Annotated in this window: 7 protein-coding genes; 5 read left to right on the top strand and 2 right to left on the bottom strand. The window is 73.0% G+C overall.

Features of this window, described 5'->3' with window-relative positions; all coding sequences use genetic code 11:
* The first annotated feature begins 26 nt into the window (after positions 1–26).
* Together ABD269_RS07935 and ABD269_RS07930 are read left to right on the top strand one after the other, a co-directional pair.
* Positions 27–1,154, top strand: a complete 1,128-nt coding sequence (locus tag ABD269_RS07935) for a GuaB3 family IMP dehydrogenase-related protein (protein WP_344117130.1) — start codon at positions 27–29, stop codon at positions 1,152–1,154.
* A gap of 150 nt (positions 1,155–1,304) precedes the next feature.
* Complete coding sequence (locus ABD269_RS07930; protein WP_301886705.1) at positions 1,305–2,459, top strand: rod shape-determining protein; 1,155 nt, start codon at positions 1,305–1,307, stop codon at positions 2,457–2,459.
* An 80-nt stretch (positions 2,460–2,539) separates the two neighbouring features.
* Here the strand turns inward: ABD269_RS07930 and ABD269_RS07925 are convergent, their stop codons facing one another.
* Complete coding sequence (locus tag ABD269_RS07925) at positions 2,540–3,811, bottom strand: nucleotide sugar dehydrogenase (protein ID WP_344117129.1); 1,272 nt, start codon at positions 3,809–3,811, stop codon at positions 2,540–2,542.
* 268 nt (positions 3,812–4,079) lie between these two features.
* On the opposite strand from ABD269_RS07925, the gene ABD269_RS07920 reads away from it, so the two are divergent.
* The 3 genes from ABD269_RS07920 to ABD269_RS07910 all read left to right on the top strand — a co-directional run bounded on the left by ABD269_RS07920 (position 4,080) and on the right by ABD269_RS07910 (position 11,020).
* Complete coding sequence (locus tag ABD269_RS07920; RefSeq protein WP_344117128.1) at positions 4,080–5,786, top strand: glycerol-3-phosphate dehydrogenase/oxidase; 1,707 nt, start codon at positions 4,080–4,082, stop codon at positions 5,784–5,786.
* 413 nt (positions 5,787–6,199) lie between these two features.
* Positions 6,200–8,062, top strand: coding sequence for a serine/threonine-protein kinase (locus ABD269_RS07915; RefSeq protein ID WP_344117127.1), 1,863 nt, complete (start codon positions 6,200–6,202; stop codon positions 8,060–8,062).
* 267 nt (positions 8,063–8,329) lie between these two features.
* Positions 8,330–11,020 (top strand): protein kinase, encoded by a 2,691-nt coding sequence (locus tag ABD269_RS07910; RefSeq protein WP_344117126.1) that lies wholly within the window; start codon positions 8,330–8,332, stop codon positions 11,018–11,020.
* A gap of 1 nt (position 11,021) precedes the next feature.
* Here the strand turns inward: ABD269_RS07910 and ABD269_RS07905 are convergent, their stop codons facing one another.
* A complete protein-coding gene (locus ABD269_RS07905) occupies positions 11,022–12,596 on the bottom strand; it encodes a class I adenylate-forming enzyme family protein (protein WP_344117125.1) in 1,575 nt (524 codons plus the stop codon).
* Between the last annotated feature and the right edge of the window lie 21 nt (positions 12,597–12,617).

Raw genomic sequence — 12,617 nt, 5'->3', positions numbered from 1 at the left:
AGACGTAGAAGGAAAGGCCACACAACGTGACTGAGATCGAGATCGGGCGCGGCAAGCGCGGCCGCCGGGCGTACGCATTCGACGACATCGCCGTCGTCCCGAGTCGCCGTACCCGCGACCCGAAGGAGGTCTCGATCGCCTGGCAGATCGACGCCTACCGCTTCGAGCTGCCGTTCCTGGCCGCCCCCATGGACTCGGTCGTCTCGCCCGAGACCGCCATCCGCATCGGTGAGCTGGGCGGCCTGGGCGTGCTCAACCTCGAGGGCCTCTGGACCCGCTACGAGGACCCGGAGCCGCTGCTCGCCGAGATCGCCGAGCTGGACGAGACCGCCGCGACCCGGCGCCTCCAGGAGATCTACGAGGCTCCCATCAAGGAGGAGCTGATCGGGCAGCGCATCAAGGAGGTCCGCGACTCCGGTGTCGTGACCGCCGCCGCGCTCTCCCCGCAGCGCACCGCGCAGTTCTCCAAGGCCGTCGTCGACGCGGGCGTGGACATCTTCGTGATCCGCGGCACGACCGTCTCCGCCGAGCACGTCTCCGGCGCCGCCGAGCCGCTGAACCTCAAGCAGTTCATCTACGAGCTCGACGTCCCGGTCATCGTCGGCGGCTGCGCGACGTACACCGCCGCGCTGCACCTGATGCGCACGGGCGCGGCGGGTGTCCTCGTCGGCTTCGGCGGCGGTGCCGCCCACACCACCCGTAACGTCCTGGGCATCCAGGTCCCGATGGCGACCGCGGTCGCCGACGTGGCCGCCGCCCGCCGGGACTACATGGACGAGTCCGGCGGCCGCTATGTGCACGTCATCGCCGACGGCGGCGTGGGCTGGTCCGGCGACCTGCCCAAGGCCATCGCCTGCGGTGCGGACGCCGTGATGATGGGCTCCCCGCTCGCCCGCGCCACCGACGCGCCGGGCCGCGGCTTCCACTGGGGCATGGAGGCCGTCCACGAGGACGTGCCGCGCGGCAAGCGCATGAACCTGGGCACGGTCGGCAGCACCGAGGAGATCCTCACCGGTCCCTCGCACACGCCGGACGGCTCGATGAACATGTTCGGCGCGCTGCGCCGTGCCATGGCCACCACGGGCTACAGCGAGCTCAAGGAGTTCCAGCGGGTCGAGGTGACGGTCGCGCCGTCGCAGCACGACAACCGCTGACCTTCAGCAGGGCGGAAGGGCCCGGACCGCTTCGGCGGTCCGGGCCCTTCGTGCTTCCCGCCGTGTCGCCGGCCCCGCGGTGTCACCGACAGCGAGCGGGCCGCTGTGAGTTCCGTATAAAAGTTCGACGGTAAGGAATAATGGCAACTTATGGCGCAAAGCAAGTCGTTCAGCGGCAGGGACATGGGGATCGACCTCGGCACGGCGAACACGCTGGTGTACGTGCGGGGCAAGGGGGTAGTGCTCAACGAACCATCAGTTGTCGCCGTCAACGCCGAGGACGGCAGCGTGCTGTCGGTCGGCCATGAGGCCAAGGAGACGATCGGCCGTACCCCCTCGAACATCGTCGCGGTCCGCCCGCTGCGCGACGGCGTCATAGCCGACTTCGAGATAGCCGAGCGGATGATGCGGCACTTCATCAAGAAGGTGCTGGGCAACCGCCGTTTCACCCGCCCGCGCGTCGTGGTGTGCGTCCCGTCCGGCATCACCGGTGTCGAGCGGCGCGCGGTCATCGAGGCCGCGTCCCGGGCCGGGGCCCGTCAGGTGCACCTGGTAGAGGAGCCGATGGCGGCGGCGATCGGCGCGGGGCTGCCGGTCAGCGAGCCGACCGGCTGCATGGTCGTCGACATCGGCGGCGGCACCACCGAGGTCGCGGTGATCTCGCTGGGCGGCATCGTCACGGCCCGCTCCGTGCGGACCGCCGGTGACGCGATGGACGTGGCGATCACCTCGTACGTGAAGAAGAAGTTCGCCCTCGCCATCGGTGAACGCACCGCCGAGGAAATCAAGATGAGCATCGGCTCGGCCTCGCCCACGGGCTCCTGGACCGCCGCCGGGCTCACCGCGCTCGCCAAGCAGCTGGAGAAGAACGACGGCCTGGAGGACGCGGGCGGCGACCCGGAGGAGACGCAGGGGCTGCTGCCGCCGGACCGCTTCACCATTCGCGGTCGCGATCAGGTCAGCGGTCTGCCGAAGACGCTGGAGCTGACGGCCGACGAGATCCGGCACGCGCTGGCCGAGCCCGTCGACGCGATCGTCATGGCGGTCCGCCAGACCCTGGACGAGACCCCGCCGGAGCTGGCGGGCGACATCATGGACCGCGGCATCGTCCTCACCGGCGGCGGCGCGCTGCTGCGCGGCCTGGACGTACGCCTGAGCAAGGAGCTCGACATCCCGGTCATCGTCGCCGAGGAGCCGCTTGACTGCGTCGCCGTCGGCACGGGGCGCTGCGTGGAGGACTTCGCGTCGCTGAAGACGGTCCTGGACGCGCAGCCGAACCGTCTGCTCGGTACGGGAAGGCTGTAACGGGAAGGCTGTAAAGGCTCCAAGGGGGCGGGGGTTCGCCGGACGGGCTCGATCCGGCCGGCCCCGGCCCGATCGGGCACTCACAGCCGGTGGGCCGCGCCCGCCGGCGTCGCTCCCCTTGTGTCCAGCAGCAGTTGAGCCTTCACCGCCAGCCCCTGGAGGTCGTACGTGCGGTGGTGCTGGAGCAGGACCGTCAGGTCCGCCTCCGACGCCGCCTCGTAGAGGCAGTCCGCCCGCGGCACCGGCTGGCCGAGCACCCGCCACTGCGCCACGTACGGGTCGTGGTAGCTGAGCTGGGCGCCCAGTTCGATCAGCCGGGAGCCGATCTCGCGGGCGGGGGAGCCCTCCTGGTCGGCGATGTCGGCCTTGTAGCTGATGCCGAGCAGCAGGACGCGCGCGCCGCGCGCGGACTTGCCGTGCTCGTTGAGGAGCGTGGCGCAGCGCTGGATGACATAGCGCGGCATCCGCCCGTTGACCTCCTGCGCGAGCTCGACCATGCGCAGCGGGTAGCCCAGGCTGCGGCCTTTGTAGGAGAGGTAGTTGGGGTCGACGGGCACTCCGTGACCCCCCACCCCGGGCCCCGGGCGGAACGCCTGGAAGCCGAAGGGCTTGGTCTCCGCGCACCGTACGACGTCCCACATGTCGACGCCGATGTCGTGGCAGAAGACCGCCATCTCGTTCGCGAGTGCGATGTTGACGTGCCGGTAGTTGGTCTCCAGTACCCGCACCGCCTCCGCCTCGCGCGGCCCGCGCGCCCGGACGACCTTCTCGCAGATCCGCCCGTAGAAGGTGGCGGCGGCCTCCGTGCAGGCCGAGGTGAGGCCGCCCAGCACCTTGGGGGTGGTGGTGTAGTGGTGCCGGCGGTTGCCGGGGTCGGTCCGGCTGGGGGAGTACGCGAGGTGGAAGTCCCGCCCGGCGCGCAGCCCGGAGCCGGCCTCCAGCAAGGGACGCAGGTATTCCTCCGTGGCTCCTGGGTAGACGGCTGATTCCAGGAGCACCGTGGTGTGCGGGCGCAGCCGCGCCGCGAGCGTACGGGCCGCGTCCCCGACGGGCGTCAGGTCCAGCGCCCGGTCCTCGCCCAGCCGGGTGGGGACGCAGATCACGGCCGTACGGACCCTGCCGAGCTCGGCGTCCGCGGTCGTCGGCCGGAACCCGGCGGCGAGCATCCGGCGGACGTCGGCGGCGGTGAGGGTGCCGTCCACGTCCTCCGAGGGCAGCCGCCCGGCCCGCAGCTCGGCCACGGTGTCCGGGTCGGGGTCGTAGCCGATGGTGGCGATGCCGGCGGCGGTGGCCGCCCGGACGAGAGGGAGGCCGAGAGGGCCCAGACCGATGACGGCGAGATCTGCGGGCATGACGAGGCGGTCCTTCCCGAGGGGCGATCCCTGGACGGCCCTGGAGGGGGTACATCAGGTTAAGCGGATATATGACTGTTATGAGGTATTGCGACGGCGTGGCTCGTGCCCGGGCGGCTCCGGCACGGCCAAAGTGACCGATCTGAGGCAGCATCGAAGGAGACAGCGGCTTCGGCAGCGGCGGAAGCGCGGCCGTGCGAACGGCGGTGACCGAAGCGGACCGGCGAATCGGCGGACGGCAGTGACAGCGGTCGAGCGGGAGGCAGCGGTGAGGACAGCGACACTCGGGCCGGTCGAGCGCGGCGAGGCGCTCGCCCGGATGGCGGAGCGGGAACTGGACATCCTGGTGGTCGGCGCCGGGGTCGTCGGCGCGGGCACCGCGCTGGACGCGGCCACCCGCGGGCTCTCGACCGGACTGGTCGAGGCGCGCGACTGGGCGGCGGGCACCTCCAGCCGGTCCAGCAAGCTCATCCACGGAGGGCTGCGCTATCTGGAGATGCTCGACTTCGCGCTCGTGCGCGAGGCGCTCAAGGAACGCGGGCTCCTGCTGGGACGGCTCGCCCCGCACCTGGTGAAGCCCGTCCCCTTCCTCTACCCCCTCCAGCACCGCGGCTGGGAGCGCCTCTACGCGGGCTCGGGGGTCGCCCTCTACGACGCCATGTCGGTCTCCTCGGGCCACGGCCGCGGCCTGCCCACCCACCGCCACCTCACCCGCAGGAGGGCGCTGCGGGTCGCCCCGTGCCTGCGCAAGGACGTCCTGGTCGGCGCGTTGCAGTACTACGACGCCCAGATGGACGACGCCCGCTACGTCGCCACCCTCGTGCGCACCGCCGCGGCCTACGGCGCCGACGTGGCCAACCGGGCGCGCGTGGTGGGCTTCCTGCGCGAGGGGGAGCGGGTCGTCGGCGCCCGGGTGCACGACCTGGAGCAGGGCGGCGAATTCGAGATCCGGGCCCGGCAGATCGTCAACGCCACGGGCGTGTGGACCGACGACACCCAGAAGCTGATCGCCGAGCGCGGGCAGTTCCACGTACGGGCGTCCAAGGGCATCCACCTGGTCGTGCCGAAGGACCGCATCCACTCCAGCACGGGCCTGATCCTGCGCACGGAGAAGAGCGTGCTCTTCGTGATCCCCTGGGGCCGGCACTGGATCATCGGCACGACCGACACCGACTGGGACCTGGACAAGGCGCACCCCGCGGCCTCCAGCGCGGACATCGACTATCTGCTCCAGCACGTCAATTCCGTGCTCGCGGTGCCGCTCACCCGCGACGACGTGCAGGGCGTCTACGCCGGGCTGCGCCCGCTGCTGGCGGGGGAGTCGGACGCGACGAGCAAGCTCTCCCGCGAGCACACCGTGGCGCACCCGGTGCCGGGGCTGGTGGTCGTGGCGGGCGGCAAGTACACCACGTACCGGGTGATGGCCAAGGACGCCGTCGACGAGGCGGTGCACGGCCTCGCGCAGAAGGTGGCGGAGTGCGTCACGGAGGACGTGCCGCTGGTGGGCGCCGAGGGCTACCGGGCGCTGTGGAACGGCCGCGCGCAGATCGCCCGGCGCACCGGCCTGCACGTGGCACGCGTCGAACACCTGCTCAACCGGTACGGGTCGATGGTGGACGAGGTGCTGGAGCTCGTCACTTCCGACCCGACCCTGGGCGAGCCGCTCGCCGGTGCGGACGACTATCTGCGGGCGGAGGTCGTCTACGCGGCCTCGCACGAGGGGGCGCGCCATCTGGACGACGTCCTGACCCGCCGTACCCGGATCTCCATCGAGACCTTCGACCGCGGCACCCGCTCCGCGCGGGAGGCCGCCGAGCTGATGGCGCCCGTGCTCGGCTGGGACCACACCCAGGTCGAGAAGGAGGTCGAGCACTACGAGAAGCGGGTGGAGGCGGAGCGCGAATCACAGCGGCAGCCCGACGACCTGACGGCGGACGCGGCCCGGCTGGGGGCGCCCGACGTGCAGCCGATCTGAGCGGAACCCGTCGTCTTCGTGTGGGTGAGTCAGGAGTGTCGTTGTTGACGCGATAACTGAGGGAGCGTCGCCTGCGGATCCGTACATACGCGCCGTTAACAGGGCACCCATGAGCATCCTGTGACAGCTCGGCCGGTCCGGGAACCGCTCCGGCCGAAAGCAGGTCCCTCAGGGGAGACCGGTCCGCGTGGCCCGCTGCTGTGCCACCGTCAGCACCGGTGCTGTGACGGCGCAGGTCAGGCAGGGTTTGCGCGGCAGCGGCCGGTGCGTGGTGCGAGGCGGCGGCGGGGCGTCGGCATGCGGCCATCATCAGGGGGCCCGCGGACCCTGGCCTTCCGCCGGTCCGCGGATGAGAGACAATGGTGGCTCTGCCAGGGTGGGTTGGTCGCAGAGCTGATTGCCAGAGGGGACGCATGTCGGAGGCGGAGCAGACGCAGGGCACGGCAGGGCGCCTCCTGGCCGGGCGGTACCGCCTCGGGGACGTCCTCGGGCGCGGCGGCATGGGCACGGTCTGGCGGGCGACCGACGAGACCCTGGGCCGTACGGTCGCGGTGAAGGAACTGCGGTTCCCGGCCAACATCGACGAGGACGAGAAGCGCCGCCTGATCACGCGCACGCTGCGCGAGGCCAAGGCGATCGCGCGCATCCGCAGCGCGGGCGCCGTCACCGTCTACGACGTGGTGCACGAGGACGACCGGCCGTGGATCGTCATGGAGCTCATCGAGGGCCGCTCGCTCGCCGACGTCATCCGTGAGGACGGGCCGCTGAAGTGGCGGCGCGCCGCGGAGGTCGGCCTGGCCGTCCTGGACGTGCTCGGCGCCGCGCACCGCCAGGGCATCCTGCACCGCGACGTGAAGCCGTCCAACGTGCTGATCGCGGACGAGGGCCGCGTGGTGCTCACCGACTTCGGCATCGCGCAGGTCGAGGGCGACCCGTCGGTCACCTCCACGGGAATGCTGGTCGGCGCGCCCTCGTACATATCCCCTGAGCGGGCGCGCGGCCAGAAGCCCGGCCCCCCGGCGGACATGTGGTCCCTGGGCGGCCTGCTGTACGCGGCGGTCGAGGGCGCCCCTCCGTACGACAAGGGTTCGGCCATAGCCACCCTCACCGCCGTGATGACGGAGCCGCTGGGCCCGCCCCGCAACGCGGGACCGCTGGCGGAGGTCATGTACGGGCTGCTCGCCAAGGACCCCGAGAAGCGGCTGGACGAGGCGGGCGCGCGGGCGCTGCTGAACGGTGCCGTCAACGCGCCGGACGAGCGGCTGCCGAAGCCGCCCGCGCCGGAGCCCGAGCTGGACGCGACGCAGGCGATCGCCATTCCGGCGATCCCGGAGGCGGCCTCGCGGTCCGCCGCGCCGCGGTCGGGCGAGAAGGCGTCGGCGAAGCCCTCGGGCAAGCCGTCCTCGAAGCCTTCCCTGAAGCCGTCCTTGAAGAAGGCCGGCGCGTCCTCCGAAGGCTCGCCGAAGCCGTCGGCCGCGGCCGCGAAGCCCGCTGCCGTGGGCCACTCCGGTGCCGCCCAGGTCTCCCAGGACGGCGCGCCCGGCGCGGGCGGCGGTCTGCAGCGGGTGACGTGGGAGCGGGCCTCGGTCATGGAGGTCGTGCCGCGCCGCACCCTGGTGATCGCGGCGGTCGTCGTCGTGCTCGTCGTCGTCGGCACGGTGCTCGCCTTCGCGGTGGGCAACGACGGGAACGGCGGTGCGGACAAGGGCGGTAAGAGCGGCAAGGCCGTCAAGTCCGCGTCCGCGTCGGTGCCGGGCGGCCTCCAGGGCACGGCGGATCAGTCGGCGCCCGGCGGCACCAAGCGCGGTGCCGGGGCCGGTTACGAACGGGTCGAGAACGACGCGTACGAGTTCGAGATCGACATGCCCAAGGGCTGGCGGCAGACCGGCACGGCGGGCGACCACTCCGGCGCCATCTACAGCGCAGAGGGCGGCTTCCCCAGGGTCCAGGTCGACTTCGGGCCCGATCCGCAGGCGGACGCCGCGAAGGCCTGGCGCGAGCTGGAGTCCGGCGCGAAGCACAGCATGAAGAACTACAAGGGCCTCGGTATCAAGGAGGTCCACGGCTGGGACGGCCACGACTACCCGACCGTGGCCGACTGGTCCTTCGAACGCGACCAGAACGGCAAGCGCGTCCAGGTACTCAACCGCGGCTTCAAGGTGGACGACGAGCACGGCTACGCCATCATGATCACGTGCGAGAAGGGCGCGTGGAACGGCGCGGAATGCACCTCCCTGCGCGACGCGGCCTTCAGGACGTTCACGCCGGAGGACTGACCGGAGGGCGGCCGGGGAAGACCCCCGTCCCGGCCGGGAAGCGCGTGACCCGAGGGAGACCGGCCCGCTCCCCGGGCTCGTGGGGCGGAACAGGACGACGTACGTGGCGACGTACTGAGCCGTACGGCCCCGAAGGGGTGGGTTCGGCACGTATCGTGAGTTGTCGTGGACGGTACGCAACCACAATAGGCAGCAAGATGACCGGTGTTGACGGCGGCTCGACCGTCATCCGGGCGACGGTGCGGATCACGCGCGTGGGGAGGCGTCGTGGACGATTACGCGGGACGGGTGCTCGCCGACCGCTATCGCCTGCCGCTGCCGCCGTCCGAGGTGTTCGAGCTCGTGGAGACGCGCGCCTTCGACACCTACAGCGGCCAGGAAGTCCTCATCCGGCAGATCCCGTTGCCGGAGGTCGTGGAGGCCGAGGTCGAGGGCGAGGAGGCCCACGGCACCGGACCCGCCGCTTCCGCGCACAAGGGGGCCATGCACAAGGGGCCCGCGCACAAGGGGTCCGCCCGGCAGGGGCCCGGCGATTCCGCGGTGCGCCGCGCGCTCGCGGCCGCCACCGCCGCTGCGCAGATCCCCGACCACCCCAGGCTCGACCAGGTCTTCCACGTCTTCGCGGAGGGGAGCAGCCTGTGGATCATCAGCGAGCTCGTCTCCGCCCGCCCGCTCGCCGCGCTCCTCGCCGAGCGCTCCCTCTCCCCGCATCGCGCCGCCGAAGTCGCCGCCGACGTCCTCACCGCCCTGCGCGCCCTGCACTCCCACGGCTGGACCCACCGCAACATCACCACCCGCACGGTCCTCATCTGCGATGACGGCCGCGCCATTCTCACCGGCCTGGCTGCGGGCGCGGCGGAGGAGGCCCTGTGCGGCTACGACCCGGTGCCGGAGGGCGTTGCTCCGGCGACGGGCTCGGGCATGGGCATGGGTGACGGAAAGGTGCCCGGCGCTCGTCCGGGTGTGCCCGGTCCCGGGGGGGCCGGAGCTCTCGGGCGCGGTGCGGGAGCCTCTGGCGGCGCCGCGCGGCCGGCAGGCGGTGGTCCGGGGCCGGGCGCGGCGAGCGGACCCGCGCAAGGTGCCACGCAGGCCGGACCGTCGGCGTACGGCGCCTCCGGCGGCGGGAGCCGGCGGCCGGGGCCGGGCGCCGCGGGGCGCCCCCAGGGCGGGTCCGCGTACCGCGACCAGGGCGCCGCGGGCGGATTCCTGCCGCCGGGCGGTACGCCGCGTCCCCGGGCGCCGCAGGACGGCTCCGGGCCGACGCAGCAGCCCGGGGCGGGCGCCCCCGCGCGAGGGCCCCAGGACCCCCGGGCGGCACGGGCCGGAGCCATCGCCGCATACCGTGCGGGCGCGCGTGCCGCGGCGGCGCGGGCGGCCGCGGAGAACGCCGCGCACACCCCGACCGGCACCTCCACCTGGGGCGGCGGCAGCGCCGCCAGTGGCACGGCCCCCGCGGCCGGCCGTATGCCGTCACCGCGCCCGGTCCCCGGTGCCCCCGGTGTCTTCGGCCCGGCGTCCCCGGAGGGCGCGGCGGCGCTGCCCGCGCCCCGAGCGGAGGGCTCAGCTCCGGCCGCCGCCGCGGGCAGCCCGGCCGCACCTCCGGCCGGTTCCGCTCCCGGTGGCTGGGGCGGCGACGGCTCCGCGGCGAGCGCGTACGCCGCCGAACGGGCCCGTCAGGCGCGGATGGTGGTGGTCGGGGCCGTCACCGAACGCTGGTCGCCCGAGCAGGCGTGGCCGGTGCAGGAGAGCTGGCAGCTCGCCCCCCCGGTCGGGCCCGCCGCCGACCTGTGGGCCCTGGGCGCCCTGCTCTTCCGCGTCGTACAGGGCCATGCCCCGTACCCCGAGGACAGCACGGCGGACCTCCTCCAGCTCGTCTGCGTGGAACCGCCCGCGTACGCCGAGGAGTGCGGCGCGCTGCGGCCGGTGGTCGAGTCCCTCATGCGCAAGGACCCGGCGGAGCGGCCGGAGTTCGAGGAGCTGCGCGGCTGGCTGCGGTCCCTCATCCGCTCGGCACCCGAACCCGACATCGGCAGCCGTACCGTCACCGTTCCCTCGATCGGGCCGGGCGTCCCCGCAGATCAGCACCGGCTGCCGGTCATCCGGCGCAAGGGCGAGCTCGTGCGCCGCAGGCGCGGCCGTCCGGTCGCGGCGGTGGACTCCGCGGCGGCCGCGCACGGGCGGCACAAGAAGACCGCCAAGGACCAACTCCAGCCGCGCGCCCGGGCCCACACCACCGGACACCTCCAGGAGCAGCGCGTCAGCACCCGGCGCGGCCCCCTCAGCCTCGGGCGGTTACTGCTGGGGCTGATCCTGCTCGTCTTGATCGGTGTGGTGCTGTACGCCGTGCTGTTGATGCCCGGCGCCGACAAGAGCGAGGGGAAGGCGCCGACGGAGCACACCGGCACGACCGGTGCCCCGAGCGCGGTCCCCAACGCCCCCGCCACCGAGGGCAAGGCGGGGCAGGCGTCCGTGGGCTCGGACGAACCGTCCACCGAGGCCGAGGGACTGGCGAAGGGATTCGCCCTGCGCCAGGACCCCAAGGGCTTCACCGTGGCCGTCGCCAAGGAGTGGCAGCGGCGCGGCGAGAACGACCGGGGCCAGGTGGTTTATTTCGGTGGCGACTGCCAACTGGTCGTCGTGCCCGGGCGGGACAAGGTCACCGAGTTCGGCAGCGACCCCATGGCCTACCAGCAGGACAAGGAACCGGAACTCGACGCCTACCGCTCGTCCTCCTGGTCGGGCGCTTCCGGCCTGCGCCGCATCGACGTCGGGCAGCGCGCGTCGGCGGAGGGCACGTTCAACTGGAACGACAGCAGCGGCCGGCAGGTCTATGTGCGCAACTCCGCGATGATCCTGGGCGGCCGCTATCACGTGCTCCAGGTGATCGGCCCGATGAACGAACAGCGCCTGGTCGACGGGTACTTCGACCAGGCCACCGCCACCTACCGGACCCGCTGAGTCACCCGTCGGAGAAGCGCTCGCGCAGCCGGTGCTTGAGGACCTTGCCGAGGGTCGTGTCGCGGGGCAGCGCGTCGACCAGCTCCAGCTGCTCGGGGACCTTGTGCACGGCCAGCCCCGCGCCCCGCAGATAGGTCCCGATGTCGTCGAGCGTGAGCGGCGCGGCCCCGGCGGGCTGCTGGACGACGGCGCAGACGCGTTCCCCTCGCGCCGGATCGGGGAGCCCGATCACAGCGGCGTCCTCGACGGCCGGGTGCCCCTGGAGGAGTTGCTCCACTTCCCGGGCCGAGATGTTCTCGCCCTTGCGGATGATGACGTCCTTGGCGCGCCCGGTGAGCACGAGATGCCCGGTGGCGGTGAGGCGGCCGCGATCGCCGGTGCGCAGGAAGCCGTCCGCGTCGAACGCCTCGGCGGTCTGCGCCGGATCGAGGTAGCCGCGGCAGACGGCCTCGCCGCGCAGCCGTACGTCCCCGTCCACGCCCGGCGGCACGGGCAGTCCGGCGGCGTCGACCACCCGGATCTCCATGCCCGCGGCCGGGCGGCCCTCGGTGGTGGCGAGGTTCTCCGGGGTGTCGTCCGGGTCCCCCATGGTGATCATGGGGGCTTCGGTCATCCCGTAGCCGTGGGTCAGCCGGCAGCCCAGCTCGCGGACGACCTCGTGGTACAGCCCGGGCGGCTTGGGGGCTCCGCCTCCCGCCATGAGACGGAGCGTGGGGACGATTCTGCGGTCCGGGTCCTTGCGCTGTTCGGCAAGGAACATCGAGTAGAAGGCGGTGGAGCCGCCCGCGATGGTGACGCCGTGGCGCCTATAGGCATCCAGCGCGGCGGGGAGCGCGAAGTGCTCCATGAGGAGCGCGGGGAAGCCGCACAGCAGCATCATCACGGTGTAGTCGGGGCCCGCCACGTGCGCGTAGGGGAAGGCCATCGAGCCCATGTCCGCCGGGGTGGGCCGCAGTGCGCGGGCGAGACGGGCTCCGGCGGCGATCAGGGTGCGGTCCGTGTGCAGGACGCCCTTGGGGTCGGCGGTCGTGCCGGACGTCCAGTAGACCCAGCGGACCGCGGCGCCGTCGCCGGGCGGTGGCGGGAGGATCGCCGGGTCCCCTTGCGGGAGCGTGTCGTACGCCGTGAACACCAGCGGCGGAGCGGGCATCCGGAGCGCCAGCCGGAAGGCCATGGCCGCGTGGTCGTAGCCCCGCCACAGGCCGGGGGTCGCGAAGAAGCCCGCCTCGGTGGCCCGCAACGCGTGACCGGCCTCGCGGTCGCGGTAGAAGGGGACGAGCGGCGTCTGCACGGCGCCCAGGCGGGCCAGGGCGAAGGACAGCACGACGGTCTCGATGCGCGTGGGCAGCTGCCAGGCGACCGTGTCGCCGGGCCGGACCCCGAGCTCGTACAGCCCCGCCGCCGTCCGCTCCGCCTGCTCGCGCAGGGCGCCGAAAGTCAGCCGCCGGTCCGCCCCGGTGGGGCCGGGGTCGTCGCCCTGGACGAGCGCGAGGGCGTCGGGGGTACGGGCGGCGCGGCGCCCGAGCAGCTCCCACAGGGTGCGGGAGGCGCTGAGGTCGTCATCGGTACCGGTCATGGAGGCTCCCCGCTTCCGCTG

The sequence above is a fragment of the Streptomyces blastmyceticus genome, from assembly GCF_039521185.1.
Classification (GTDB): Bacteria; Actinomycetota; Actinomycetes; order Streptomycetales; family Streptomycetaceae; genus Streptomyces; species Streptomyces blastmyceticus.
This window is presented reverse-complemented; position numbering and strand designations above follow the sequence as displayed.